The sequence below is a fragment of the Hallella faecis genome (assembly GCF_018789675.1).
In the GTDB taxonomy this organism is placed as follows: domain Bacteria; phylum Bacteroidota; class Bacteroidia; order Bacteroidales; family Bacteroidaceae; genus Prevotella; species Prevotella faecis.
On record NZ_JAHKBE010000001.1, the window covers coordinates 1 to 26,198 of the forward strand.

Below are 26,198 nucleotides of genomic sequence, written 5' to 3' on the forward strand. Positions count from 1 at the left end.
CGACTGGAAGCAAGATGCCGAAAGAAACGCTGACAAGAGTTGAAAAGAATCCATAGGATCCTAACCATTCGCCTGTTTCGGTCTAATGACCGATTTGGGTTTAACACCCTCGGTAGGCTCAGTATGGCAACGATGATGCTTTCTTTTTTCTTACCCTTCCCTTCTCAGAGCAGTCTCCATCATCGGAACAGCATAACGCCGAACGGTTCCACCTCATGGCTGGCGCATCTGCGCTGTGCTGATGGGAGATGTGCGCCTGGATGAGATGGAACTCGCCTATGTTGTTGTTATTGGCGTCGCAAGTGGGGTTCTCCGCACTTGCACGCCTTATGCCACGGCTGCGCTGATGAGATGCGCCATGTAGCCTATGAACACGATGGCGAGCGCGGCGCCCTCCCATCGCTCCACGCGGTACTTGGTGAACGAGAAGAGCCACAGCATCATGATCGACACAACCATCATGGTGAGGTCGACGGTGGTGATGCCCTGGATGGCCATGGGCGAGATGAGGCCCGTGATGCCGAGAATCATGAGGATATTAAACACGTTGCTGCCCAGCACGTTGCCAATGGCTATGCCGCTGTTGCCACGATAGGCTGCCACGGTGCTCGTGGCCAACTCGGGCAGTGAGGTGCCACCGGCCACGATGGTGAGGCCGATCACGGCGTCGCTCACGCCCAGGCTATGGGCGATGGCTGAAGCGTTGCCCACAAACACGTTGCTGCCCAACACCAGGCAGACGAGGCCCAACAGCATGAGCAGGCAGGCCTTCAACGGACTCATGGCGGGTTTCGCTTCGGCTTCGGCGTTGGCTGGAGCGTCGTCGGTGGGCTTCGGCTGGTGCGCGCCGCGAACGGTGAATACCATGAAAACGATGAATAAAACGAACAGCACCAATGCGTCGATACGGCCGATTTCGCTGTCTAAGCACATCATCAGCAGTAGGGTGGAGGCCACCATGGCGAATGGTATGTCTTTGCGAACCGTGGTGTGGAGAATGGTGATGGGAGCCACCATGGCCGCTACGCCTACGATGAGCAATGTGTTGAAAATATTGCTTCCCACCACATTGCCTACGGCCAGGTCGGGGGTGCCGTTGATGGCCGACATCAGGCTCACGAAAAACTCGGGCATCGATGTGCCCATGGCCACTACGGTGAGGCCAATCACAATCTGGGGGATGCCCATGCGTTCGGCCAATGCCACAGAACCGTCGGTGAGCCTGTCGGCGCCCCATAATACTACTGCCACACCGGCCACAAGCAGCAACGCCTGCAGCCATACGTTCGAAGGAACGAGGGCCAACAATGTAAGGTTGTTCATCATTACTGTGTTTGTTTGGTTGTAACGATAGGGACGGCGAGCGGCCAGAAGGTTTGCTTCTTGATGGCCGTGGGCCGCCTATCGCTTGCAAAGGTAGCAAAAAGCCTCGGATATACGAATATCCGAGGCTCAAAACTAACAATCACACAATTATAAATCTATCAAACTACTCTTATTCATCTTTCTTCTATGCGGCTTCGAAACGGTTGTGCGCCAAAGCGTTAGCCAATCTCGATGCTACGAGCCACCTTGTTCTCCTCCACCTTGATCTTGGGCAGGGTGATGGTGAGCACACCGTCGGCCACACGAGCCGAGATGTCTTGTTTATTCACGTCGTCGGGAAGGATGAGCGTCTGCTCGTATTTGGAATAGGCAAACTCGCGACGGAGATAGTGGCCCTTGGGAGCATCCTCGCCTTGGTGCTTCTCCATCTTGATGGTGAGGTCGCCGTCCTGATTGATGTTCACGTCGAAATCGTCCTTGTTCATGCCTGGCGCGGCAAGCTCCACCGTGTACTTGTCGTTGTCCTCAAGCACGTTGATGGCCGGAGCGGTGGCGTTGGTGCGAGGCATGTGTTCGGTGTTAAGGAAGTCGTTGAAGACTTCGGGAAGCCAGTTGTTGCGTGTATACATAATCATATTCTCCTATGTTATTTGTTTATTTTATTTGTTTTCGATTACACTCACCTTACTGCAACGATTGTGCCGTTTGTGGTTTTCTGCCATTCTGGCGTTCATGTGCGACAATCTGTCGTGGCTGGAGGTTCTTCCCATGGTGAGTTGAAGGGGTTTCGGGATGGTGTGAGGGGTGTGAATATTCACAACATTCTTTCGTCGATTCCTATCCTTCCGTCTCGCCGAAATGTTCTATTTGTGTGCTGACATCTGTCTGCTGGTGCGTCGCTTTCTGCTTGTTGGTTCGTTTCCGATTGCCTGCCAATGCTTTTCCGATTGCCACATTAGGATCTTGCATAGGCGTCGCAACAGTAGGAATTGTCAGCGTTTTTGGCTAAAAAGTTTGTCGCCTATTTCTGTCGAAATAGAGAACGGGGTTGTGGTTTTTATGGGTGAGTTGGGCGTAAAATGGCTGCCGAGGGTATCGTTAGGTAGTTGTGGTGATGGCTCGTCTGAGAGCAGCCGTTGCGAAAGGTGCCTAATCGAGCTGCGAAAGATGGTCTTTCGCAGCTCGATTAGCCATGTTTCGAGTCTCGAAAAGGCATCTTTCGCAACTCGATTAGACATCTTTCGTAACGTTGGCGGTCGAAGGTGGTAGGTTGGACGGTCCCTTGTGGCTGTAAGGAGTTGGCTTTCAGAGTGTTACAAAAACAATGCAAAAACGCGTGAGAATCGCGTATTTGCGCCCAAAGATTGGCTCGAAGGAAAAAACAATGTAGTTTTGACTATAGTTTGTTGGTTGTTTTCAGCTCTTGTTTCTTATATGATTTTCTACCCGACGTGGCTGGTGGAAACTAAAAAAGGCTGCCTTCCCGTTGGGGGAAAGCAGCCTTGTAGTGGGTTGAGGCTTGTGGGCCTTATGCGTTTTCCTGCTCTTGGCGGTCGTCCACATTGTCGCCCTCTGTGGGAGCGAGCACGGCCTTGAAGTCGGTGTAACCGTTCTTCACGAGGATGTTGTACCACTGCAGCAACTTCTTGATATCGCTGTCGTGCACACGGTCTTGGTCGAAGTTGGGCAGCACCTCAGCGAAGTAATCGCGCAACTCCTTGCTTGAGCACTTCTTATAGTTGAGCGAAGCCTCCTTTAGACCTTCCTTCTCGCCCACCTTGGTGAGCACCTCCCAAAGGGCGATGTCGTCTGCGTCGGTGTACATGGCAATGTCGCCAAGGCTCGTCACGCGGTCGGTGGCGAAGGCAGGCATGCGGAGATGCTTCTCGTCGATGGTCTCCACTATCAGGGTTGCTTTACCGCGGCTAACCAGCTTGTAGAGGCCTGGCTTGCCGGCGATTGAAAGAATTGTTTCCATTGTTTATTGTCTGTTATTTGTGATTGAGTAATAGTTCTATTTGATCGTCAAGGTCTGTGAGCCCATCGTTGTTGATCACGAAGTTGGATCGGCGTACCATCTCGTCTTGCGACATTTGGCAACCTATCCATTCGAGGGCTTTCTCCCTACTGATGTTATCGCGTTTCATGATGCGCTCCACGCGCACTTCGGTGGGGGCCGTGACGCAGACGATGCGGTTGAAGCGTATGCGCTGGTCGAACCCGCTTTCGAAAAGGATGGCGCTTTCCAGCCAAGGGTAGTCGCTTTCAAGGAAGTCGCGCGCCACGGCGGGGTGCACCACGGCGTTCACCGCCTGCTTGTTGGCCTCGGATGCCAATAGGAATTGGGCGAGCACCAGCTTCTGCAATACCTTATTTATATATACGCGCGGACCTACGAGCTCGGTGAGCTGCTGACGGAGCTGTGCGTCGTCGCGCATGAGTCGCTTGGCGGCCGCGTCGCAGTCGTAAACCCTGATGCCGCGCTGGGCCAACAATCGGCATACGTGGCTCTTGCCGCTGCCTATGCCTCCGGTGATGGCTGTGCGTATCATTGTTGCTCGATGAGATAATCCACTTGCGTCATATCCAGTCGCGCATTGCTTACTATCGACGGCTTGGCGCGTAGGTGGAGCTTGCACTTGTCGGAAGGATGGGCTGCCACCTCGTTGTAATCGATGACCACTTGGAAATCGGACGCCTTGACGCGGCGGAACAGTCGGGAACCCACCGAGAACGTTACCTTCACGTGGTTGGGGAAGGTGCGGATGGTGAGGTCGCCGGGCTTGTTGATGGTGGTGATGGGCACGTTAATGCTCTCCTCGGTGAGGATGTCGACCAAGAGGGTCATCTTCACCTTCTCGGGCACCACCTTGACTCCCGGTATCTTTTTGATTCTCACCATTTGGCGCACGGTGTCGTCGAAGTTGGTGATGTTCACGTATTCCGTCTGCACCTCCTTGATGCTATCGAGCTTGCTCCTTGAGGCGAAGATGGTTACCTTCTCTGGCGTGAGTTGCACGTGGGAGAGGTAATAGTTTCTCGTCGGTACGATGTTGCCGATGAGCTTTACGCCAACGGTTTTGCGCTCGCCATAGTTGAAGTTGAAAGTGAGCGCGTCGGCCTTGATCGACGTGATGGTCGACGACGAGAACAATTGCTGCCTCACAAGCCGCTGCACATCCGACAAGGGTACTTGTCCGTGTCCGCTCTGCTTGTTTGCGTAGGCGTTGAAATTGAGGGTGATAGGCTTGAGCTTGTTGCTCGACATGTAGGAGAGGATCATGAAGCCCTTGTCGCGCACGGTGACACGCACGGTGTCGCTCATCTCCGATGTCATGACCACGTTGCCAGGGGCGCCGGTGAGGCGCACGGCCACTGGCAGCTCTTTCTCATAGGTCTCATTGAGCGTCATCATCAGCCAGAAGATGCCACTCAGCACGAGAAAGAACAGAAAAATCAGAAACTCCTTGTTCATCCAACTGAACAGGGAGCTCCTGACCACTTGAAATGTTCGCTGCAGCTTATGCATTGGGTTGCTGCTGGGCGACGTCGGCGAAGACGTAACCCTTGTCCACGGTGAGGACAACATTATGTGCCACTTCCACTTCGACCGTGTTCTTGGCCGGGTCGATGGTCTTCACGGTGCCGTAGATGCCACCACCGAGCACGACCTTAGTGCCTTTTTGCAAGGCGTTTTGGAACTCGCGAATCTTCTTTTGGCGCTTTTGCTGGGGGCGAATCATGAAAAACCACATGATGGCGAAGATGGCAACCATCATGATGAGCATGCCACCCATGCCACCGCCTTGTTGTGCTGCCTGTGCAGCCAATACCAGTGTACTCATTGTTTATTTACTTCTTTTTTAATTATTATGCTTTAGTCTTGTGCTGCGCCGTTGGCGTTGTGGGCCTCATTGGCGTCAGCGGGGTCGGTTGTTGCGCTGTCAGTGCCGGCAGCCTCGGGTGCCTTCGGCTCCTCGTTGGTCTTCGGGCGATGCACAAAGCGCACGCGGCCGGTGGAAGCGCCGTCGCCGTTGGCCTGACGGTCCTGCTGGCGGTTGCGCGGCTCGGGCATCTCCTTCATCATCTTGCCCGTAGAAATAAGGTAGCGGGCGATGGAGTCGAGCATGCCGTTGACGTAGCTGCTGCTGCGCGGGGTGCTGTAGAGCTTGGCCAGTTCCACAAACTCGTTGATGGTGACCTGTGCGGGAATGCCGGGGAAGGTGAGCATCTCGGCGATGGCAATCTGCATGATCACCACGTCCATGTAGGCCAGGCGCGCGAAGTCCCAGTTGCGAGAGGCGTCGCTCATGTAGTGCTGGTAGGTGTCGGCGTTGAGGATGGTGGCCCTGAAAAGCTTGCGAGCAAACTCCTTGTCCTCCTCGTCCTTATACTCGGGCAACAGCTCCTGCTTGCAGCCCCTTGCCGGGTCGAAGCGCTTGATGGTCTTCAGCACGAAGGTGTCGATAACCTCCTTGTCGTCGTTCCAGTAGAGGCTCTTCTCCTCAAGGAGCGTGTCGATGTCGGGGTTGTCTTGCACAAGCTGCTTGTAAAGCTTGCGCCACACCTCGCGGTCGGCCTCGTATGAGTCGTCGGCGTCGGCCATGTAGTCTTGGTATACCTGGCTTTGCTCAATCTGATTGCAAAGCTTGCGCACAAACTCGATGTCGTTCTTCCATGTCAATTTCTTCACCTCGATGAATTCGTTGAGCATGTTGTTCTCTTCGAGTTGTGTGGCAAATTGGTTGTTGACGAACTTATTAGATGGCGGCTCCGCACCCTCGCGCTCTGCGCGCTGGTTCATCACATCATAGCGATGGCGCTCCTCGCGCGTGACGGCCACAATCAGTTCGAGAAGGAAGTTATAAAGATCGTAAGCCTTTGACAAACTGAACAACAGCTCCTTCTCGGCGTTGTCCATATTTCTATTTCCGTTTTGATAGTATGCGTAGGTTAACTGGACTATCTTAATGCGAATGAGTTCACGATTGATCATTGCTCTTACCCTTTACGTTCTTCTAAATTACACTTATTGATGCAAAAGTACTTAAAAAACTATATATATGCAAGCGTGAGATACATAAAACTTTGTTTTTTTAGAGAAACTTTGCACATTAAAATAAAAAGTAGTAACTTTGCACCGCTTTTCAGATTGGCAAAGGCGGGCGCGGGCCGCATATCGCAGCATAAGCGCAGGTCTTTTACAGTCCAGTGTGATGGCGAATTAATTCACAATTTAATTTAGAGTAACACAATTATGAAAGAGATTAGTGTAACAGGTAAGAAGCGCGTTGACCTTGGTAAGAAAGCTTCTAAGGCCCTCCGTAAGGAAGGCTATGTTCCTTGTAACCTTTATGGTGAGAAGAAAGTTGATGGCAAGCCCGAGGCTCTGGCCTTCACCATCGCTTTCACAGAGCTCCGCAAGCTCATCTATACTCCTCACATCTATGTGATCTGCCTCGACATCGAGGGCGAGAAGCACACAGCTATCATGAAGGAGATCCAGTTCCACCCCGTGACAGACGCTCCTCTGCACGTTGACTTCTATGAGGTGAACGATCAGAAGCCCATCACCATCGGTATTCCCGTTAAGCTCAACGGTCTGGCCCAGGGTGTTCGTGACGGTGGCCGTCTGAACCTCTCTATCCGCAAGATAGATGTTACCGCTCCTTATCAGCAGATTCCTGAGCACCTCGACGTTGACGTTACCGCTCTGCGCATCGGTAAGAGCATCAAGGTGGGTGAGCTCTCATTCGAGGGCCTGGAGCTCGCTACAAGCAAGGACGTTGTTGTCTGCTCTATCAAGATGACACGTAACGCTATGGCTGCTGCCGCCGCTGCTGCCGCTGCCGACGACGCCGCCGAGTAATATTTAAGATAAGACAGAACTCTGTTTTTCTTTAGATGGACAAATACTTAATTTGTGGGTTGGGAAACCCTGGCGACGAGTACGCCGGAACCCGCCACAATACAGGATTTATGGTATTGGACGCTTTCGCAAAGGCGTCCAATATTTGTTTTGAGGACAAGCGTTATGGTTATGTGGCCGAGACGTCGATCAAGGGACGGAAAGTGTTCCTTCTGAAGCCGACGACCTTCATGAACCTCAGCGGAAACGCGGTGCGCTATTGGCTCAATAAGGAGAATATCGACCAGCAACGGCTCTTGGTCGTCAGCGACGATGTGGCGTTGCCGTTGGGCGAATTTCGACTGAAGGCCAGTGGAAGCAATGGCGGACATAACGGCTTGGGGCACATCATTCAGCTCATCGGACAAGATTACGCGAGGCTCCGACTGGGCATCGGCAACGACTTTCCGCGTGGCGGACAGGTCGATTGGGTGCTCGGACATTACTCAGACGAGGACATGAAGCTCTTGCAACCTGCCATCGACATGTCGGTGGAGATCATCAAGAGTTTTGTGTTGCAGGGCATCGGCAACACCATGAACCAGTTTAACAAGCTGGGAAAGAGAAAATAAACAACCGAAAGTGATGAAACAGGAACGACTCCCTAAAGTGAGCGAAAGCGCACGTATCGACAAATGGTTGTGGGCCGTGCGCATCTTCAAGACGCGATCGGTGGCCGCCGACGCCATCAAGAACAGTCGCGTCACCATCGCGGGAAGCAACGTGAAACCCAGTCACCTGATCAAAGCGGGCGACGTGGTAAGCGTGAAGAAGCCGCCCATCACCTATTCTTTTAAGGTGTTGGCCTGCATCGAGCAGCGTGTGGGAGCCAAACTGGTACCGCAAGTCTACGAGAATGTCACCGACCCAAAGCAGTACGAGTTGCTCGAGATGAGCCGAATCAGTGGGTTTGTCGACCGTGCACGTGGTACCGGACGACCCACCAAGAAAGAGCGAAGGGCCATCGACGCGTTTGTGGAGCCCGCCATGTTTGGCTTCGATGACGACGAAGATTGGGACGATGACGAGTAATGGATAATTCAACAAGGCGCGATTGTTAGGGCAACGAGCGTCTGATGTTGACGAATAAATACTGAAAAGTGCCGACGTGGTATGAACCATGCCGGCACTTTTGGGTTTTATGAAGTGATGTTTATGATGTTTGCGAGTCTCGCTTTGGCTTTTACGGCTCTTGCATACTTGCCTTGGCGCGTCTTGGATGGATGCTTTTGGCTTGGGCAATTGGCGTTTGAATTATCTCGGTCCGCCGAATCCGCCTCCGGGAGGCGGGCCGGGACGGAATCCGCCTCTTCCAGGTCGGTCACGGCCAGGACCATCACCGGGACCTCTCATGCCTTGGCGGGCTTCCTTTCCACCGAAGAGATTGAGGCGATAGTTGACGTGCAGCATGGCGTAGCTGTTGATGGAATTATACTCAGTATCGGTTCTTTGGCTTGCGCTGAGCGAACGTGAGAAGTTGCTTTGGTTGTGCAGAATGTCGTAGAACTGGAGCATGATGGTGAGCGGTTTGCCTTTGAGGAAGCTCTGGGAGATCTGCGCATTCCACACGAACTCATTGGTGTTGAGCGACGCGTCGCTATAACCGCGTCGGCTGTTCATGTGAAGGTCGGTGGCGATGGTCGTACCCCACGGTGCCCTGATGTTGAAGTTGAGTCCGTATGCGAACTGCCACGTGTCGAGGTTTGCCGTAGCTTGTAGTTCGTTGCGTGCGTGGCGATAGCCCAGCGAGCCATCGAACTCCACCTCGAGCCAGTCGTTGCGATAGCTGGCCGACAGTCGCTCGTTGAGGTTCATGTCCTTTGTGGTGTTCTTCTGCGAGCTTTGGTCGCGGCGGAGCGATACATACCCCACTTGATTGCTGAAGCTAAAGTCGGTGAAGGTGTTCACGTTCCAGTTGCCGGCAGAGTCGAGCGGCGTGTTGAACATCAATGCTGAGTTGATGTTCCAGTTGCCGTTTATGTTTTCAGGACGTGTGATGCGTCCACCCGTCTGCTCGTTGTAGGTGATGCGGCGGCTGATGGAATTGTTGGTGGTAGAGAATCCCACGTTGGCCATAACCGACTGTTTCGTTTTTTGGAAATAGCTGTTATAATAGAGCGACATACGCTGCGTGAACGACGGTTTCAGTCCGGGGTTACCCGTAGAGATGTTGAGCGGATCAGAGTCGTCGTAGATATCGAGCATGTCGGAGATGCTTGGCTGCGATGTTGAGGCGCGATAGTTGAATCGAAGGTTGCTCACTTTGTTGAAGCGATAGCGGAAATCGAAGGTCGGCGAGATGTTGAACACGCTGCGTGTGGTGTCGGCGCTTACGCCCAGATAGTCTTGCACGTAATGCGATTTCTGCGGTTGGGCCAGCACACCTGCGTTCAATTGCCACTTGGTTTGTATCATTCGGAGCATCAGTTCGATGCTATGCGTATAGTTCTTGTACTCCGAGAATCGGCTCAGGTCGGTGTCGAGGTAGTCGGTGTAGGGCTTGTCGAGTCGGTTCAGGTAGTTGTCCCAAAGGCGGTAGCCCGCCAACAGTCCGTCGAAAAAGTCCTCTCCGAGGTTTGAGAAGTCGTATGTGTTTCGGTCGCTCTTGCTGTAGCTGTAGTTGAAACGGTAGCGCAGCTGCAGGAATGCGCCCTTCCACAACGGTTCGCTATAGGTGGCTTGCAGGGTGTAGTTCCAGTTTTTGCTGGGCGTGAGCGTGTAACGATTGGTCTGATAGGTGGAGTCGTTTCCGTAGATGTCCTTCAGTTGGTAGAGATGCACGTTGTTCATCGACAGACTGTTGGAATGCGAGTCGCTGTAGTTGGCGTCTGCTCTCAGGGTCATGTTGCGGCCTTTGCTGTTGAGTCGGCGGTTGAACTGCAGCATTCCTCCGAAGCTCTTGTTCTTGCTATAGCTCATTGACGAGCGTTGGTTGGAGTTCACCACGAGGCTGTCGGCGCTCATGTCTTTGAGCGAGGCCTCGTCAAGCGGATCGACGACATAGTTGTATGGGTCGTCGTTGAACGATGCCGATCGGCTTGCCGACAGACCATCGCTTGTGCTATAGCTCATGGTTGGTCGGAACATGATGTTGGTCATGCTGTCAGGAGTCCATTCCACGCGGAACTGTGCGTTCCAACTATTGCTTCTCGAATAGCTCTGGTTGATGCTGTTAGAGAACGATCCCACGGTGCTTACGAAGTTTTCCGACGCCGTCTTACTGTAGGCATCTCCGTCGCTGTGGTTCCATCTTACGCTTCCGCTGAGCTTGAGCGTGTCTTTCTTCTCATAGTTGAAGTTGGCTCCCAGCATCTTCGAGGCGTTGAGTCCGCTTCGTCCTCGTCCGAAGCCACCGCCTCGTCCGCCAAACCCCATGTCGTTGACGTTGTTGGCATTTCCCATTCCAAACACGCGCAAGTCGCTCTTAAAGTATCCTCCGAAGAGTCGTGCGGCGTATCGGTCCTTTGTTCCCACGCCCACGTCGACGTTCGAAATGAGTCCCTTGTTGCTTCCCGGCTTCGTTCCGAAGTCGAGCACCGTCTGCTCGTCTCCGTCGTCAATGCCTGTGACACGTGCCAGGTCGCTCTTCTGGTCGTAGGCTTTCACCTTGCTGATGATGGATGTAGGAATGTTCTTCATGGCCGTCTTTGTGTCGCCCGTCATAAATTCCTTACCGTCCACCAATATTTTTTTCACCTCCTTGCCGTTGATGGTGATCTTTCCGTCGTCGTCGACTTTGGCTCCCGGCAGTCGTTTTACGAGTTCCTCGATGGTCGAACCTTCGGGCGTGCGGTAAGCCGCGCTATTATAGATGAAGGTGTCTTCCTTCACGGTTACTTTCAGGGCCTGCGCCTTCACCAATGCCTCCTTGAGCGTGGTGGCATTGGCCTCCACCTGCAAGCGCCCCATGTTGAGGTTGTGGTCGTCTTGCATCTGTATGCGTTTGATGGTGGAAAGATAGCCTACGCTTGTCACCTTGAGCAAGTATTTCTCATTGGCTGGCGCCTGAATGACAAACTTACCGCTGTCGTTCGACAAGGCACCTTCTACAAACGTGGAGTCCATCTTGAGCAGTTTCACGGTGGCAAATGCGAGGGGTTCTTTCGACTCGCTGTCGACCAAGAATCCCGAAATCTCTCTTTTTTGGGCAAACGCCATTGTCGTAACGAGCAATAGCACGGCTAAGAGGAAACCTTTTCTCATATCATTTTTTATTTGTGGTGATAGCGTTTGCGGCTATCTTTGTTAGTATTCGTTTAAAATGTTGTTGGTTTCAGTTCCAAACCCTGTTGGTCTTTGTTCTATTTAAGTAGACGTAAAGAAGAAGAATAAGTTTAAAACCGACACCAAATATTTTTTCTCAAGGGCCACAAATTGTTTGCACACTACTTGGTTGATGTGCGCAAAATGGTGGTTCGGTGGCTTAAAAAGTCTTAATTTGTGGGGCTTAATGATGTCATTCCTATGTTATTATCATTATATTTGTGGGAGCAGAACACAATGTTAACAGAAGCAGATGATCATCATTGTGGGAGCCTAAAACATAATTTATTGGAGTAACACATAGTATGCGTATGGAGCAGAGAGTCATTATATCCCGGAATTTGGAAACGGAGTTGGCCATTGCCATCTCCGAGTGTGAGCACGATCGCCTTTTTGTGCTTACCGATGAGGTTACACACGAGCAGTGTCTTCCCCTTGTGAATAACTTCTTTTGCCTGAAAGGAGCGAAGGTTATCACCATTGGCTCTACGGATGTGCATAAGAATTTGGAGTCGTTGGCTCATGTTTGGCAGGGTCTTGACGATGGCGGTGCCGATCGCCACAGTTGCTTGATCAACCTGGGTGGTGGCATGGTGACCGACCTGGGAGGCTTTGCTGCGTCGACGTTCAAGCGTGGCATCGACTTCATCAATATTCCCACGACCCTGCTGTCGATGGTCGACGCGTCGGTGGGAGGCAAGACCGGCATCAATTTCAACGGCCTGAAGAATGAGGTGGGTGTGTTCAACGACTCTAAGTTTGTGCTTCTCGACACCCGTTTCCTTCGCACGCTCGACGACAAGAACCTGCGTTCGGGCTATGCTGAGATGCTGAAACACGGTTTGATCTCTAACGAGAAGACCTGGGCCGACTTGCTGCAGTTTGACCTGTCGAACCCCGATTACGACCAGTTGCAGGCCTTGGTGGCCGCCTCGGTGAAGGTCAAGGAGAAGGTCGTGAGTCGCGATCCGAACGAGAAAGGCCTTCGCAAGGCCCTCAACTATGGCCACACGTTTGGCCACGCCTTCGAGAGTTTCTCCCTGAAGCACCACGCTGAGGGAGAGGCCCCCATCCTCCACGGCTACGCGGTGGCCTATGGCTTGATTTGCGAGCTGTTCCTTTCGGTGGTCAAGACAGGCTTCCCCTCGGAGCAGATGCGGCAGACGGTGCGTTTCATCCGCGACAATTACGGGTCGTTCAACATCAGTTGCGACGACTACGACGAGCTCATTGCGCTGATGCGCCACGACAAGAAGAACATGTCGGGTGTCATCAATTTCACCTTGCTCGACGCCATTGGCGATGTGCTGATCAACCAAACAGCCACCGACGAGGAGATTCGCGAAGCCCTCGATTTCTTCCGCGAGGGATAAGTTTTCGCCTCCATTCCAAGCCATTATTGGAACCATTGCGCCCATTGGCCTTCCGAATGTAGGCCGATGCCGCCTTTTTACATACGAAAAAGCATGGCAGCATACTATGTGCGGCCATGCTTTTTCGTTTGTTGCCCCATGCTTTTTTGCTGACGGTGAGCGATTAGTCGTTCATCAGCCCCTTCTCGAGCCCTTGCTTTTGCGATGCCTGCACCACATAGTTGGTTACATGCACGGTCGACACCAACTCGTCCTTTCCGTTCTTGATGTCCACCTGCCACTCATGGATGGTTCGCCCCTTGTGCTTCAGTTTGGCGTAAGCCGTCACCACATCGCCTTCCCTGACAGCCCTCACGTGGCTTCCGCTGACATTGATTCCCACGCTGATGCGCTCCGGACAGAGGGCCATGGAGGCCACGCCGGCTACATTCTCGGCCAGCGCCAGCGATGCTCCGCCCGATAGAAAGCCAAACACCTGTCGGTTGAGCTTGTCCACTTTCATGCGTCCGATGAGCGTATCGGGCTCGGGGGTTGATATGAATTCCATGCCGAGCGTGTTCGACAGTCCGTCTTGTCGCTTGATGATTTCTTTCTGTTTCTCGATGTTCATGTCCGTGATAGAATGAATAGGCAAACGTTTTGGGTTAAAAGGCAAAGGCTCGACACGTGGTCAAGCCTTTGCTATTTGGGAGTTGTGAAAGTTTCCTTACTTCTTCATTACCTTGCGTGTCACCCCGTTCTCCTTGACGATGTAGATGCCAGCCGGCAGTTGGTTGAGGTCTTTTCCGGTCATCACACCGTTGATGGTGTAAACCACGCGCCGTGTGTCGTAGTCCTTGTTGTCGGTAACGCCCTTGATGGCCGTAACAAACTTGCTGTCTTTGCTGATGGCAACCCATCCGATGCGCTCCTCCCAGGGAGCTTTGTTTGTGGGCGCTTTGGCCTTGCTGGTGTCGTCGATCTGCAAGCGTACGCGTGTACCCACCGAGTCGGCGTCTTGGTAGAGGCTTACTGGACGTGTGCGGAGCACGGCAAGTGCCGGAGTGTTGAGCGTTTGCATCTGCACGAGGAAGGTGGCCTCCTCAAGCTTCTCGCCAAACGACACATCCTTCAGCGTAACCTTCGAGTTGAAGCTCATGGTGGTGTCTTTCACGGTGATGAGCTTGCCATTCCCATCGTTTGTCTGGCCCTTCTCGATGGCCACGTATGAGAATTTCAGCGTGCGCCTGAGCTCTTTCTTGTCGATGAGCGCCTGCTGACGCTGCAACACCACCTTGCAACCTTTGGCTGTTACGTCGAACACACGCGGCAACACCGGGTATCGCTCAGTGGATGAGATGGCCATGATGGGCGTTGCGAGCACCACGGGAGCTTCGGCGAAGGCCTCGGTGAAGGCCACGCTCACCGTGTCGTCGGCCGAGCAGTTGTTCGATATGCCAGCCTCATAGCTAAGGTTGCCAATCTTTCCCGTTCCAACCTTGGCCACTATATAAGAGGTGTAGTCGGTATAGTCGTTGTAGAAGTCGGTCTTCATGCTTGTGCTCTTCGTCTGGTTGAAGGGGTAGACGCTGTAGCGGAAGAACGAATACACGCGCTCGTCCGTGGCCGTCTTTGTGGTGTACACGTTCGACACACGCTCCATAGGCATCATGCTGCTCGTGCGATTGCTGAGGCTACCAAACACAATGGCAGGCTGCTCATCGAAGGTGTTGTCGAAATAGAGGTATCCCTCCTTCGACGAACCCGTCGTTACCGTGCCATACTGCAGCGCTCCGTGCTGCTCATCCTTGCCCACCGATGTTGTTCCGTCGATGCTGTTGGTCACCTCGTTGGTGTAGAGCAGGCGGTTGTTGAAAGTGCGGATGGCCACTCTGTACGTGTAGTAGCCCGATGTGGTGACGGTGTCGCGGAAGGTGTAGCTTGAAGCATCCTCTGTGAGGTCGACGTTCTTATAGTACTCGAATACGGCGTTTCGGTCGGTTCCCACCTTGCGCTCAATCCACATTGAGTCGTTGAGTTCACCGTTCTTCTCTCCCCATGTGAGCGTAGCGATGCTCTTGTCGGGGCGGAACGACAGCTCGAGGTTGTAGGGGCTGTATGTGCGCGGGTTGCTGGGCACGTAGGTGGCCACCTTGCTGTTGTAGCCCAGTCCGGGGTTCATGGCGGCGTAGCGCTTGCCACACTCGGTCAGCGCTCCGTTCTTGTAGATTCTCGACGGGTCGTGCTCGCTGTTCCAATAGGCGTAACGCTCCACGTAGTCCCAGCTGTTCATGAGGTTGCAGATGTTCATCACGTTGTCGGCGTTCTGCGCCTCGGTCACGCCGTTGGCAAAGGCACCGTTATTGTTCCAAGAGGCACCCCAGCACCACTCGGTAACCCAAATGGGGCGGCGTGCGTTTTGGTACAGTCCGTTGAGCGAGTAGAACGATCCCGTAGCCCAATAAGCGTGTATGTCGAGGATGTCGCAGCGCCATCCGCGTGCGTCGATAGAGTCGAGGAATTGCTGGTTGAAGCCAGAGCTTCCGTCCCACGACGACGGTGTGCAGAGGCGTTGGCCGGTGCGCATGAGCGACTCCCAGTTGTTCAGAATCTCGTCGAGTGTCTGCGGGCGGTCGTCGGCCGTGTTGCGCGGCTCGTTGTTGGTCTTCATGTTGGGCGACGAGGTTGCGTAGTTTACGCTGCCGCACGCTGCCGCATTGGGCCAGTCCTCATAGATGTGGTGGGGCACACACTCGCGGTCTATGCCCGTGTTTTCGCCAAGACCGAAGCTATAGCACCATTGCGTGTTGAGCGCGTCGTTCGACTCCCCGCGCGTATCGTTGGCCAGTCCGGCCTTCGACACATCGTTCCACTTAAACAATCGGTACGAAGAGATGCGGTTTCGCATGAGCGCGGGCAGGTTTACCTCGATGTCGGCCTTGTCGGCCACGAAGCAGCGGCTGTATCCGCGTCCGCCCTCTTTGAGCGCGAAGGTCACCATGTATCCGCGTTTCAGTCGGAAGCTCTTGATGCGGTTGTTGAGTTGGTCCTTGCTGAGCGTCTGCATGAATCCGCCCGAGTTTCCGGTGTTGAAATTGTTGCAGCTCTCACCTTTGAAGTTGGGCTCCGTGTACACGGTGAGCGGCTTAAAGTCGGCTCCGTAGGGCATGATGATGGCTCCGCGGTTGTAGATCTTCACCTGGCAGTTCTTGCCGTTTACGGCTTGCTCACCGTTGATGGTGATGAAGGCCAGTTGGTTGAGCGCGAGCGATGGCTTCAGGGCGTCGAGAATTATGACGGCGTGGTCGGTGTTGGTGAGGTTGATGCTACCCGTGGTGGTGAACGGCGTGGCCGATGTGACGTGGTAGTCCACATCCTTGTCGAGCGTCACGGCACTGGTAACTTGGCTCACCGACTGGGTGGTGTTGTCGGCCAATGCGGGCATGCATGCCGCCATCAGCGACAAAGCTAAAGTAGATAGTCGTTTCATGAGTGATGTTTGTTGTTAGCTGAATTTGCGTGCAAAGATAACCATTTCCCCTTAAATAAGAATGAAAATATAGTTAAAACTCCTATCCCCAATACTGTGATGTATTGCATAATTATTGCAAAACGCTACAAGAATAATAAAAAATCTGTCATTTTGCAGAAAATAGGCAGATAAATTCTTGCATATTAACGGCAAATGATTACCTTTGCATATGAATTAGTGTGATTATTCCATCTAAGGAACGTAAAAAGACAGCATAACAGCCATGAGCAAAGTGATAAAGCCCCAGGTTTACCAAGCCCTTTTGGGCACATGCCAAACCGAGTTGGGCATTAAGCAGATCAAGGAATTCTTTCAGCAAAATCTCTCCACGGAGTTGCGTCTGCGCCGTGTTACCGCCCCCCTCTTTGTGTTGCAGGGTCTGGGTATCAACGACGATCTCAATGGTGTGGAGCGCCCCGTTACCTTCCCCATCAAGGACATGGGTGAGGCCCGCGCTGAGGTGGTTCACTCGCTGGCCAAATGGAAGCGCCTGACACTGGCTGAATACAAGGTGGAGCCGGGCTACGGCATCTACACCGACATGAACGCCATTCGCGCCGATGAGGAGCTCGACAATCTCCACTCGCTCTATGTGGACCAGTGGGACTGGGAGGCTGTCATCACCGAGGGCGACCGCACGCTCGCTTTTTTGGAGAATGTGGTGCGCCGCATCTACGCCGCCATTCTGCGCACGGAGTACCTCACGTGTGAGACGTTCCCGCAGGTGAAGCCCTTCCTGCCGCGCGACATTCATTTCGTCCACAGTCAGGAGCTGCTCGACATGTACCCCGACCTCTCGCCGAAGGAGCGCGAGGATGCCATCTGCGAGAAGTATGGCGCCGTGTTTGTAGAGGGCATCGGTTGCCGTCTGAGCGACGGTAAGAAGCACGATGGCCGCGCCCCCGACTACGACGACTGGTCGACGGTGGCCGAGAATGGCCGCGAGGGTCTCAATGGCGATATCCTGATATGGTACCCCGTGCTGGGACGCTCCATCGAGTTGAGCTCCATGGGTATCCGTGTCGACAAGGAAGCCCTGCTGCGCCAGCTGAAGCTCGAAGGCGAGGAAGCGCGAGAGAAGCTCTATTTCCACCAGCAACTGTTGGGCGACAAGCTGCCCCTGAGCATTGGTGGTGGCATCGGCCAGAGCCGCTTGTGCATGGTGCTGCTCCACAAAGCCCACATCGGCGAGATACAGGCCAGCATTTGGCCCGACGAGATGCGTCGCGAATGTGCCGACATGGGCTTACAACTTATATAATTCTTAAATACTTGATAAAACACTTCCGAAAACCGATGATCGGCAGGCGAGCACCCCTCGCGCTGTTCGATGGTCGGTTTTTTTTGTTGTTGCCGCGAGGTGCGACAGGCCAAAATGTTCAGAAAGTTCTGAAAAATCTGTGCACGCTTTTCGGTGTGAAATAGCGTGCGAAAACTGCGTTTTTATGCGATTGAGGTGGCTGTTCTGAGCCACGACGTTGCGAAACATGCCTAAAGGCGTTGCGGAAAGCCATGTTTCGCATTCCAAAAGACCATGTTTCGCATTGCCGTTAGGTAGGTATCGTGGTGCGAAACATGCCAAACGGTGAGACGTAATGTGGGGCGTGGAGCGTGAAAAATTGAATTGCGAGCACAACGTGTTGACTGTCAGAACGTTATGCGAATGCGCTGAGAATGGCGTATTTTGGCCAAATATTTCTTTCGTGGAAAAGAAACGTGTAGTTCTCACTATAGATTGTTGGGGATTTTGGGGCTTTCCCATGGCTCCGAAACCACACCACCGCACCTTTCCAGGATGAGGAAAAGTGCGGTGGCGTGGTAGGTCGTGTTATGTGGTTCGAGTGGTGACTTATGCCAGCTCCAAACTGAGCGCGGCCCTCAGTTTCTCGATGGCCGGGTTGTTCTGCCGAAGATGGTCGAACAACTCGCGCTTGGTATACACCCGCTTCATCTCCGAAGGCTCGGCCAGGCGCAACGTCAGTTCGATGTTGCCGTTGTGCAACGTCTTGCGCATGGTGGCGCGTATGTTGCCCCGAATCTCGTTCACCTGTTGCAGCAATATCTCGTTGTCGATAACCGCTTCGATGTTGGGGTAGGAGGTAATGTGGGGCGTGATGTTCTTCAGTCGGGCCGCCAATCCCACCAGTCGTTGCGGCATGCGGTTGCACATCAGCGTCCACTCCATGCAGAGTTGCTCCTCGGTAAACGGCTGGCCGGCCTGTGCCGACTGCTGTTCCTTGGTTTCCTTGCCATCGTCGGGCGTAAACGTCTTTAGGTAGTCGGGTGCCTTGGGTTTGCTTCTCAGGTCGTTGAAGGTAATGTTGCCCGGTCCCTTGATGTTGAGTCGCACGTTGCCCAGCGGTCCTGCGATATGGGCTGTTGGCGCTGGCGCCGCCTTGGGAGCCTCGGCCGCTACGGGTTCAGTCTTGGGCACATCGGTAGAGCGGGCGGCTTTTTGCTGGGCCGCCCTTGCAAGGGTCTTCCCAGCCCCGGCCACCTGCGCTGCCGTTTTGGGTTGGGTGTTCATGAGGTTCTTAAACAGGGATTTCAAACGCTTAGGGCTGCGCCCCGCCCCCGCCGCGTCATCGTCGTCGGGCTGCGTGATCTGCGCCACACGAATGAGCGTCAGCTCCACCAGCAAGCGCTTGTTGCTGCTCTGTCGGTAGTTCACGTCACACTCGTTCATGATCTTCAACGCCTTGAAGAGGAAGGGCAGCGGGCACTTCTTGGCCTGCTCCTGGTAGCGCTGGCGTTGGCGTTCGCTGGTCTCCAGGAGGGGCAGCGTTTGGGCGTCGCGCGCCATCATCACGCTGCGCACGTGCGAGGCCAGTCCGTTGATGAGGTTGCCTGCGTCGAAACCCTTGGCAATGATGCTGTCGAGCAGCACCATGATATCGCTCACCTTGTTTTCAAGCGACAGGTCGATGATGCGGAAATAGTTGTCGGCGTCGAGCACGTTGAGGTCCTCGAGCACCTTCTCGTAGGTAATATTGCCTTGGCAGAAACTGTTCACCTGGTCGAAGATCGACAGTGCGTCGCGCATGCCGCCGTCGGCCTTCTCGGCAATCACGTTGAGCGCCTCCTCCTCGTAGCTGATGCCCTCTTTCGCCGCCACCATCTTCAGGTGGTCGATGATGCGGGGCACCGTCATGCGCTCAAAGTCGTAAATCTGGCAGCGCGAGAGGATGGTGGGCAGAATCTTGTGCTTCTCGGTGGTGGCGAGAATGAATATGACGTGCTGGGGTGGCTCCTCCAGGGTCTTCAGAAAAGCGTTGAAGGCCGCTGTGGAGAGCATGTGCACCTCGTCGATGATAAACACCTTGTACTTGCCTACCTGGGGCGGAATAAGGGTCTGCTCCATCAGCGTCTTGATGTTTTCCACCGAGTTGTTGCTGGCTGCGTCGAGCTCAAAGATGTTCATCGAGCGCCCCTCGTTGAACGCCTTGCAGTTTTCACACTCGTTGCAAGCCTCGCCGTCGGCGGTGGGCGATGAGCAGTTGATGGCCTTGGCGAAGATGCGGGCGCAGGTGGTCTTGCCCACTCCTCGCGGTCCGCAGAACAGGTAGGCGTGGGCCAGCTTTCCGCTCTTCACGGCGTTCTTGAGCGTGGTGGTCAGGGCCTCTTGTCCCACCACCGACGAGAACGTCATCGGGCGGTACTTGCGCGCCGAAACAATGTAGTTGTCAGTCATGTGTAATATGGTGATTTCTCTTTGCAAAGTTAGTGTAAATTGCGAGAAGGGCAAAACAAAAAAAAGATTTCTTTTGCTTTTTCCGTTGATTTGCATTAACTTTGCATCGACTTATACCAAAGAGAATGAGCAGCAAGATCAACTTCGTTTTGAACATCCTGTCGCGCTACAAGTACCTTATCACGATTGTGGTGGGAGTGGCTGTCGTCGGTTTTATCGACGACAACAGCTTGATGCGTAGGTTTAAGTACGACCTTCAGATCAGCGAGTTGAAGGACGAGATTAAGGCCTACAACCAAAAGAACGAAGCCATCGTCAGGCGGTTGCGCGCCGTGCAGCGCAACCACAAGGAAATAGAGAAGATTGCGCGCGAGCGATACTTCATGAAAGCCGACGACGAGGACATCTTTGTGCTCAGCACCGACCGCCAGCCCGGCGTTGACGAGTCGGCCGAAACCAACGATTACGATGAAACAGCTCAGTAAAATCCAATCACTTGTTTTTCTTGTAGGCGGTGCGCTCATGGTCATTGGCGCAGGATGCTTCGTGTTTATGTGGCAGCAGCAAATAGTCTGCTGGGTGTTCCTCCTGGGAGCCTTCATGTTCGCCCTCATGCAGATGATGCAGGCTTACGAGGGCAAGGAGCTCTCCATCCGACGCCTCAAACACATACAGAGCTTGGCCGACATCCTCTTTGTGGTGTCGGGCATACTCATGGTCGATACGGCGTGGGGATTCTTCAAGCCCCTGTTTGGCAATTATCTCGACTACCTCACTTACGTCTACAATAAGTGGGTGGTGTTGCTGCTCATCGCCGCAGTGCTCGAGGTGTACACCATGCACAGGCTCGACCATGAACTTTCCAAAAAAAACATAAAAGAGTAGGTGATACGTTTAAATTGCTATAATTTATTTCCAACCTTCCTAAATACATCGTATCTTTGTGTTGCTTGAACAGAACCGTTATATGAATAAAGTCTTATATGCCATTGCCAGTCTGATGGCTTTCACCTCTTGCGCCAGCACCTTCAACATCAACGGAACGTCGAATGTATCAACGCTCGATGGGCAGAAGTTGTACCTGAAGGTGTTTAAGGACACCACCCTGAAAAACCTCGACTCGTGCGACGTTGTGCATGGACAGTTCCAGTTTGAGGGATCCATCGACTCGGTGCGCGTGGGAACCATCTTCCTCAACGAGACAAGCGGACTGCCCGTGGTGCTCGAGAGCGGCGACATACAGGTGAAGATCGACAACACACAGGAGAGCGTCACCGGAACACCGCTCAACGAGAAGTTGTCGGATTTCAGAAGCAAGTTCACGCAGCTCACCAACCAAAGCGTTGAGCTGGTGCATAAGCACGACCAGGCCATCATGAACGGTAGCGACATGGAGGTGGTTAACGCCCGATTGGCGCGTGAGGACGCCGAGATCAACGCGAAGATGGACAAGCTCGTCACCTCGTTTATCACCGAGAACTTCGACAACGTGCTGGGTCCCTACGTGTTTATCAACACATGCATCAACCGCTATGAGGTGCCCATGCTCGACGCTTGGATCGAGGACATCATGAGCAAGGCCACGGATAAGTTCAAGAACGACCCGCAGGTGAAGGAGTATTACCAAGCCGCGCAGGAAAACCAGAACATCATGAACGGCATGAAGGATGTGCCGGCACAGGCGCCCATGCAGCAGGTGGCGCCACCTCAGGACGGGCCTACGCCCGCGCAAATGGCCGCCCCGAAACAATAATGGGGCGAGGCTGCTGCTCAAACGGAATGATTATTCAAGGCGAGCCAAGCGGGCGCGAGGTTTAGAAGCGCCTCGGGCCAATAGCGCCGAAAGGCTCGCACAAACCCATATAGCAATGAGAACTATCATTGGTGGAGGCCAGATCGTCAACGAAGGCGAGATATTCGAAGGCTCCGTAATCATTGAGGACGACCGCATCGTGGAGGTCGTGAAAGGAAAGGAAACACCCCGTGGCATCTTCGACAACCGATTGGATGCCACGGGGTGTTTTGTGTTGCCCGGCGTGATCGACAGTCATGTGCACTTCCGTGAGCCCGGACTGACCGACAAGGCCGACATCGAGTGTGAGTCGAGGGCGGCCGCCTATGGCGGTGTGACGTCGTTCTTCGATATGCCCAACACCGTTCCGCAAACCACCACGCAAGGGGCGTGGGACGACAAGATGCGGCGCGGGCACGAGGAAAGCCACGTCAACTACGCTTTCCACTATGGCGCCACGAGCGATAACGTGGCCGATTACTCCAAACTCGACAAGACCCGGCTGCCAGGCATCAAGCTGTTTATGGGCGCCTCCACGGGAGGCATGCTGGTGGATAAGCTCGGGTCGCTCATCGAGGTGTTCAAGACCTGTGCCGCCTTGGGCCTGCCCGTGATGACGCATTGTGAGGATTCGACGCTCATCAACGAGAACATGAAGCGCATGAAAGAGGCCTATGGCGACGACCCACCCATCATGCTGCACCCGCTCATACGCTCCGAGGAGGCTTGTTACGAGAGCTCGGCGCTCGCCGTCAACCTGGCGCGCCAGTTTGGTACGCGCCTCCATGTGGCCCACGTCAGTACCGAAAAGGAGCTCCAGCTGTTTGAACCCGCAAGCGATGAGCCCACAAGGCCATTGCCCCAGATAACGGCCGAGGCCGTCATAGCCCACCTTTGGTTCTCGCATCTCGACTATCAGGAGAAGGGAGCGCTCATCAAGTGCAACCCCGCCATCAAGCGCCCCGAGGACCGCGAGGCGCTCCGAAAGGCGCTCGTCGATGGGCGTATCACCACCATCGGAACCGACCATGCGCCCCACCAGCTCAAGGACAAGCAGGGCGGATGCGCAAAGGCCGCATCGGGAATGCCCATGGTGCAGTTCTCGTTGGTAACAATGTTGGCGCTGGTCGACGAGGGGGTGCTCACCCTCACCCAATTGGTGAAGCTCATGTGCCACAATCCCGCCCGACTGTTTGAGGTCAGCAAGCGTGGATTCCTGCGCCCAGGATACAAGGCCGACATAGCCATCGTCAGGCCACACGACCCATGGACGGTGACAGAAGAGGTGATACAGAGCAAGTGTGGATGGAGCCCTATGCTGGGGCAGCGCTACGATTGGCGCGTCGCGAAGACCCTTTGCAACGGACATGTGCTGCTCGACGAGGGCGCCTTCGACAGCCAGTATCATGGCGAAGCCATCCGATTCCGACTCCCTGAAAGTGGGGAGGGAAAGGAGAACGCGTGAGGTTGACCTACGACATCCATGAGGTCAGGCCCTATATCAACTGGATCTACTTCTTCCATGCGTGGAGCCTCAATGGAAAGCCCGAAAGTGAGAAGGAGTGGATCGTGGACGACGCCAACCGAGTGCTCGACAGTTGGGAGGGACGATACCACACCCTGGCGGTGTTCGACGTCATGGAAGCCAATGGCGATGGCGACGACTTGGTGATGGGAGGCGTGCGCATCCCCTTGCTCAGGCAGCAACACGCATGCGCCGATGGGCAGCCCGACCTCTGCCTGGCCGACTTTGTGAGGCCCTTGTCGTCGGGCAAGGCTGACAGGGTGGGGGCCTTTGCCACTACCGTGGAGCCCAGTATGGAGCGCGAAGGGAGCGATGATGTTTACCAGCGCATGCTCTCGCAAGTGCTCGCCGACCGACTTGCTGAGGCCACAGCCGAACTCATGCACTTGCAGGTAAGGCGACATTACTGGGGCTATGCGCCCGAGGAGAACCTGTCGATGGACGACCTTCACGCCGAGCGTTACCAAGGCATACGCCCTGCCGTGGGCTATCCCTCGCTGCCCGACACAAGCGTCAACTTCCTGCTCTCAGACCTCATCGGCATGAAGCAGATAGGCATCCACCTCACGGAGACTGGCATGATGCAGCCCCACGCCTCGGTGTCGGGGTTCATGTTCGCACATCCCAAGGCGCGATACTTCGACTTGGGGAAGATTGGCGAGGACCAACTACGCGACTATGCGCGTCGCCGAGGAGTGCCCGTCGAACTGATGCGACGCTTCCTCAGTGGCAGTTTGCTGAAGCGAGGATGACAAAGCGGGTGGACATAGCAGACGAGCCATCACCTTATATTATAGATAACATCCCGTCGCACGCAATATATCGTTTAACCATACAATAGAAAAACTCCCAACGTAGCGCATAGATTGCGCCACCTGTTATGATAGCAAGAATCATCATACCTATCGTATTGTCCATTGTGCTGTCGGATCTCTACATCGATTGGCACTATCGTCGGCGACATCCCAACTGTCGGTGGTGGATGCGGGCGTTGTGGTGGATGCCGGGTGTGCTGCTCTTGGGCTATGCAGTGGCGCTGGCCACCATACGCAACTTCGTGCCCGACGACCTCATTTGGGTCAACGTCTTCATGGTTCTCATGGGGCTCGTGGTGGTGCCTAAGGTGCTTTTCGCCTTGTGCTCAGGGGTGGGATTTGTGTGCTGCCGACTGACGGGAGGCCACCGCAACTGGGGAAACCTGTTGGCTATGGTGCTCATCCTGGGCAACTGGTATGTGCTGGCCTATGGCTTTGAGGTAGGAATCGACAAGCTGGAGGTGAGGCGCGTCGACCTCTATTTCAACAATCTGCCGGACGCTTTCGAGGGATACCGCATCGTGCAGTTTACCGATGCCCATGTGGGAACGCTCGAAGCGCGCAACGTGGGCTTGCTGAAGCGCGATCTCGATAGCATCAATGCGCAGCGCCCCGACCTCATCGTGTTTACCGGCGACTTGCAAAACGCACAGCCGCAGGAGCTCTATCCCGTGAGCGGGTTGCTGGCTTCGCTGAAGGCACGCGATGGTGTGATGTCGGTGTTGGGCAACCACGACTATAGCAAGTATGTGCATGCTTCGCCCGCTGTGGAAGCGGCCAACCGAGCGGAGACCATCGCCCAGCAACGGAGATGTGGTTGGCGCGTGCTGCTCAACGAGCATGCTGTCTTGCGACGGGGGCAAGATTCCATCGTCATAGCTGGCGAACAAAACTATGGCGACCCCGACAGCGCCAATTTTGAAAAGACCATGCATGGGGTGGGGCGGCAGGCTTTCACCATCATGTTGCAGCATAACCCGGCCGCATGGGATGCAACCATCGTGCCTACGAAGCGGGTGGCGCTCACGCTCAGCGGCCATACGCATGGCGGACAGATGTCGGTCTTCGGATGGCGCCCCACACGTTGGGTCTACGCTGAGGACTATGGCCATTACGAGCGGGGCGAAAGCCAACTCTTTGTGTCGTCGGGACTCGGGGGATTGGTGCCATTCCGATTTGGCATCTCGCCTGAAATAGTAGTGATTACCTTACATAAAACAAAATAATGAAGTACATTTATCGTCTTTATCAGCTTTGTGTCGTGTTGCCACTATTCCTGTTGGCATCGATTTTGACGGCCTTGGTAACGGTTGTCGGCTGCCTCTTGGGCAACGGTCACTTCTGGGGCTATTATCCCGGTAAGTGCTGGTCGCGCTTCATTGTGGCCCTACTGTTCCTGCCCGTGAAGGTGGAAGGGCGCGAGAACCTGCGCAAAGGTCAGTCGTATGTCTTTGTTGCCAACCATCAGGGAGCGTTCGACATTTTCCTGATTTATGGATTCCTCAACCGCAACTTCAAGTGGATGATGAAGCGGTCGCTGCGTAAGGTGCCCTTCGTTGGGATGGCTTGCCAGTATGCCCACCACATCTTCGTGGACCGTAGTGGCGTGTCGAAGATCAAGGCTACGTACGATGAGGCGCGCAAGGTGTTGCGCGACGGCATGTCGTTGGTGGTCTTTCCCGAAGGCGCACGGTCGTTCACGGGCCACATGGGCAAGTTCCGTCGTGGCGCATTTATGCTGGCCGACGAGTTGCAACTGCCTGTTTGCCCACTGACCATCAATGGTTCCTTCGATGTCATGCCACGCATGCGCGACTGGCATTGGGTGGAGTGGCACCCGCTGACGCTCACCATCCACAAGCCCATTGAGCAGAAAGGACAGGGCCGTGAGTTTGAGAAGGAAATGGAGGATACGTGCTATCAGGCTATCATGGACGGCCTGACGCCCGAGTACCAAGGCTATGTGGAAAACCGCGACCAGTAATATCGCGGTT

General features: G+C 54.3%; 23 protein-coding genes. 12 read left to right on the plus strand and 11 right to left on the minus strand.

The genetic code is table 11. The features are described from left to right. Positions 1–327: 327 nt before the first annotated feature. From KM934_RS00005 to nusB, 7 genes are all read right to left on the minus strand, one after another. A complete protein-coding gene (locus KM934_RS00005) occupies positions 328–1,323 on the minus strand; it encodes a calcium/sodium antiporter (protein WP_215758644.1) in 996 nt (331 codons plus the stop codon). A gap of 221 nt (positions 1,324–1,544) precedes the next feature. After that, the gene (locus KM934_RS00010) at positions 1,545–1,961 is read right to left on the minus strand and encodes an Hsp20/alpha crystallin family protein (protein ID WP_394369469.1); all 417 of its coding nucleotides are present in this window, start codon (positions 1,959–1,961) and stop codon (positions 1,545–1,547) included. An 893-nt stretch (positions 1,962–2,854) separates the two neighbouring features. Continuing rightward, positions 2,855–3,304 (minus strand): DUF5606 family protein, encoded by a 450-nt coding sequence (locus KM934_RS00015; protein WP_215758491.1) that lies wholly within the window; start codon positions 3,302–3,304, stop codon positions 2,855–2,857. 13 nt (positions 3,305–3,317) lie between these two features. After that, positions 3,318–3,875, minus strand: coding sequence for a dephospho-CoA kinase (gene coaE / locus KM934_RS00020; protein WP_215758647.1), 558 nt, complete (start codon positions 3,873–3,875; stop codon positions 3,318–3,320). Further along, positions 3,875–4,801: a CdaR family protein gene (locus KM934_RS00025; protein WP_309437964.1), complete on the minus strand. Its 927-nt coding sequence runs from the start codon at positions 4,799–4,801 to the stop codon at positions 3,875–3,877. Before KM934_RS00025 ends, coaE begins: the two co-directional genes overlap by 1 nt. Positions 4,802–4,847: 46 nt before the next feature. After that, complete coding sequence (gene yajC / locus KM934_RS00030; RefSeq protein ID WP_215758493.1) at positions 4,848–5,171, minus strand: preprotein translocase subunit YajC; 324 nt, start codon at positions 5,169–5,171, stop codon at positions 4,848–4,850. 32 nt (positions 5,172–5,203) lie between these two features. After that, on the minus strand, positions 5,204–6,322 hold the full coding sequence (nusB, locus tag KM934_RS00035) for a transcription antitermination factor NusB (protein ID WP_215758494.1): 1,119 nt from the start codon (positions 6,320–6,322) through the stop codon (positions 5,204–5,206). Between the two features lie 261 nt (positions 6,323–6,583). Here nusB and KM934_RS00040 point away from each other — a divergent pair, with 261 nt between their 5' ends. The 3 genes from KM934_RS00040 to KM934_RS00050 are packed head-to-tail and all read left to right on the plus strand — an operon-like array spanning position 6,584 to position 8,266. Further along, entirely contained in the window at positions 6,584–7,195 is a 612-nt protein-coding gene (locus tag KM934_RS00040; RefSeq protein ID WP_215758495.1) for a 50S ribosomal protein L25/general stress protein Ctc, read from the plus strand. Between the two features lie 35 nt (positions 7,196–7,230). Beyond that, on the plus strand, positions 7,231–7,806 hold the full coding sequence (pth, locus tag KM934_RS00045; protein WP_215758496.1) for an aminoacyl-tRNA hydrolase: 576 nt from the start codon (positions 7,231–7,233) through the stop codon (positions 7,804–7,806). 37 nt (positions 7,807–7,843) lie between these two features. Then, positions 7,844–8,266 (plus strand): RNA-binding S4 domain-containing protein, encoded by a 423-nt coding sequence (locus tag KM934_RS00050; protein WP_215758649.1) that lies wholly within the window; start codon positions 7,844–7,846, stop codon positions 8,264–8,266. A gap of 222 nt (positions 8,267–8,488) precedes the next feature. On the opposite strand, the gene KM934_RS00055 is transcribed toward KM934_RS00050, so the two are convergent. Then, complete coding sequence (locus KM934_RS00055) at positions 8,489–11,437, minus strand: outer membrane beta-barrel protein (RefSeq protein WP_215758497.1); 2,949 nt, start codon at positions 11,435–11,437, stop codon at positions 8,489–8,491. Positions 11,438–11,808: 371 nt separating this feature from the next. Between KM934_RS00055 and aroB the strand changes: the two genes are divergently transcribed. Beyond that, positions 11,809–12,870 (plus strand): 3-dehydroquinate synthase, encoded by a 1,062-nt coding sequence (aroB, locus tag KM934_RS00060; protein WP_215758498.1) that lies wholly within the window; start codon positions 11,809–11,811, stop codon positions 12,868–12,870. A 163-nt stretch (positions 12,871–13,033) separates the two neighbouring features. Here aroB and KM934_RS00065 read toward each other — a convergent pair whose 3' ends face one another. After that, on the minus strand, positions 13,034–13,480 hold the full coding sequence (locus KM934_RS00065; RefSeq protein WP_215758499.1) for a PaaI family thioesterase: 447 nt from the start codon (positions 13,478–13,480) through the stop codon (positions 13,034–13,036). Between the two features lie 96 nt (positions 13,481–13,576). Beyond that, positions 13,577–16,339 (minus strand): glycosyl hydrolase, encoded by a 2,763-nt coding sequence (locus tag KM934_RS00070; protein WP_215758500.1) that lies wholly within the window; start codon positions 16,337–16,339, stop codon positions 13,577–13,579. A gap of 265 nt (positions 16,340–16,604) precedes the next feature. Here KM934_RS00070 and asnA point away from each other — a divergent pair, with 265 nt between their 5' ends. After that, positions 16,605–17,642 carry an aspartate--ammonia ligase gene (gene asnA, locus KM934_RS00075; RefSeq protein WP_215758502.1) on the plus strand — a complete coding sequence of 346 codons (1,038 nt, stop codon included), beginning with the start codon at positions 16,605–16,607 and terminating at the stop codon, positions 17,640–17,642. 588 nt (positions 17,643–18,230) lie between these two features. Here asnA and KM934_RS00080 read toward each other — a convergent pair. Further along, the gene (locus KM934_RS00080; RefSeq protein ID WP_215758503.1) at positions 18,231–20,072 is read right to left on the minus strand and encodes a DNA polymerase III subunit gamma/tau; all 1,842 of its coding nucleotides are present in this window, start codon (positions 20,070–20,072) and stop codon (positions 18,231–18,233) included. A 125-nt stretch (positions 20,073–20,197) separates the two neighbouring features. Between KM934_RS00080 and KM934_RS00085 the strand changes: the two genes are divergently transcribed. The 7 genes from KM934_RS00085 to KM934_RS00115 all read left to right on the plus strand — a co-directional run bounded on the left by KM934_RS00085 (position 20,198) and on the right by KM934_RS00115 (position 26,188). After that, the gene (locus KM934_RS00085) at positions 20,198–20,557 is read left to right on the plus strand and encodes an FtsB family cell division protein (RefSeq protein WP_215758504.1); all 360 of its coding nucleotides are present in this window, start codon (positions 20,198–20,200) and stop codon (positions 20,555–20,557) included. Continuing rightward, the gene (locus KM934_RS00090) at positions 20,541–20,957 is read left to right on the plus strand and encodes a hypothetical protein (protein ID WP_215758505.1); all 417 of its coding nucleotides are present in this window, start codon (positions 20,541–20,543) and stop codon (positions 20,955–20,957) included. Before KM934_RS00085 ends, KM934_RS00090 begins: the two co-directional genes overlap by 17 nt. A gap of 82 nt (positions 20,958–21,039) precedes the next feature. Beyond that, positions 21,040–21,825, plus strand: a complete 786-nt coding sequence (locus KM934_RS00095) for a DUF4369 domain-containing protein (RefSeq protein WP_215758506.1) — start codon at positions 21,040–21,042, stop codon at positions 21,823–21,825. Between the two features lie 115 nt (positions 21,826–21,940). Then, the gene (locus KM934_RS00100; protein WP_215758507.1) at positions 21,941–23,329 is read left to right on the plus strand and encodes a dihydroorotase; all 1,389 of its coding nucleotides are present in this window, start codon (positions 21,941–21,943) and stop codon (positions 23,327–23,329) included. Beyond that, positions 23,326–24,141 carry a vitamin B12 dependent-methionine synthase activation domain-containing protein gene (locus KM934_RS00105; protein ID WP_215758508.1) on the plus strand — a complete coding sequence of 272 codons (816 nt, stop codon included), beginning with the start codon at positions 23,326–23,328 and terminating at the stop codon, positions 24,139–24,141. Before KM934_RS00100 ends, KM934_RS00105 begins: the two co-directional genes overlap by 4 nt. A 128-nt stretch (positions 24,142–24,269) precedes the next feature. Continuing rightward, the gene (locus KM934_RS00110; protein WP_215758510.1) at positions 24,270–25,430 is read left to right on the plus strand and encodes a metallophosphoesterase; all 1,161 of its coding nucleotides are present in this window, start codon (positions 24,270–24,272) and stop codon (positions 25,428–25,430) included. Continuing rightward, positions 25,430–26,188, plus strand: a complete 759-nt coding sequence (locus KM934_RS00115) for a lysophospholipid acyltransferase family protein (RefSeq protein ID WP_215758511.1) — start codon at positions 25,430–25,432, stop codon at positions 26,186–26,188. The genes KM934_RS00110 and KM934_RS00115 overlap by 1 nt, the downstream gene beginning before the upstream one ends. The last annotated feature ends 10 nt before the right edge of the window (positions 26,189–26,198 follow it).

Bases quoted from the DNA above. Each gene is read 5' to 3' on its own strand.
- KM934_RS00070 (WP_215758500.1), bottom strand. From the start codon at position 16,339: ATGAAACGACTATCTACTTTAGCTTTGTCGCTGATGGCGGCATGCATG.
- KM934_RS00055 (WP_215758497.1), bottom strand. From the start codon at position 11,437: ATGAGAAAAGGTTTCCTCTTAGCCGTGCTATTGCTCGTTACGACAATG.
- KM934_RS00010 (WP_394369469.1), bottom strand. From the start codon at position 1,961: ATGATTATGTATACACGCAACAACTGGCTTCCCGAAGTCTTCAACGAC.
- KM934_RS00005 (WP_215758644.1), bottom strand. From the start codon at position 1,323: ATGAACAACCTTACATTGTTGGCCCTCGTTCCTTCGAACGTATGGCTG.
- KM934_RS00100 (WP_215758507.1), top strand. From the start codon at position 21,941: ATGAGAACTATCATTGGTGGAGGCCAGATCGTCAACGAAGGCGAGATA.
- KM934_RS00065 (WP_215758499.1), bottom strand. From the start codon at position 13,480: ATGAACATCGAGAAACAGAAAGAAATCATCAAGCGACAAGACGGACTG.
- KM934_RS00110 (WP_215758510.1), top strand. From the start codon at position 24,270: ATGATAGCAAGAATCATCATACCTATCGTATTGTCCATTGTGCTGTCG.
- KM934_RS00085 (WP_215758504.1), top strand. From the start codon at position 20,198: ATGAGCAGCAAGATCAACTTCGTTTTGAACATCCTGTCGCGCTACAAG.
- KM934_RS00115 (WP_215758511.1), top strand. From the start codon at position 25,430: ATGAAGTACATTTATCGTCTTTATCAGCTTTGTGTCGTGTTGCCACTA.
- KM934_RS00090 (WP_215758505.1), top strand. From the start codon at position 20,541: ATGAAACAGCTCAGTAAAATCCAATCACTTGTTTTTCTTGTAGGCGGT.
- nusB (WP_215758494.1), bottom strand. From the start codon at position 6,322: ATGATCAATCGTGAACTCATTCGCATTAAGATAGTCCAGTTAACCTAC.
- KM934_RS00025 (WP_309437964.1), bottom strand. From the start codon at position 4,801: ATGAACAAGGAGTTTCTGATTTTTCTGTTCTTTCTCGTGCTGAGTGGC.
- KM934_RS00015 (WP_215758491.1), bottom strand. From the start codon at position 3,304: ATGGAAACAATTCTTTCAATCGCCGGCAAGCCAGGCCTCTACAAGCTG.
- KM934_RS00095 (WP_215758506.1), top strand. From the start codon at position 21,040: ATGAATAAAGTCTTATATGCCATTGCCAGTCTGATGGCTTTCACCTCT.
- asnA (WP_215758502.1), top strand. From the start codon at position 16,605: ATGAGCAAAGTGATAAAGCCCCAGGTTTACCAAGCCCTTTTGGGCACA.
- yajC (WP_215758493.1), bottom strand. From the start codon at position 5,171: ATGAGTACACTGGTATTGGCTGCACAGGCAGCACAACAAGGCGGTGGC.
- KM934_RS00080 (WP_215758503.1), bottom strand. From the start codon at position 20,072: ATGACTGACAACTACATTGTTTCGGCGCGCAAGTACCGCCCGATGACG.
- aroB (WP_215758498.1), top strand. From the start codon at position 11,809: ATGGAGCAGAGAGTCATTATATCCCGGAATTTGGAAACGGAGTTGGCC.
- pth (WP_215758496.1), top strand. From the start codon at position 7,231: ATGGACAAATACTTAATTTGTGGGTTGGGAAACCCTGGCGACGAGTAC.
- KM934_RS00040 (WP_215758495.1), top strand. From the start codon at position 6,584: ATGAAAGAGATTAGTGTAACAGGTAAGAAGCGCGTTGACCTTGGTAAG.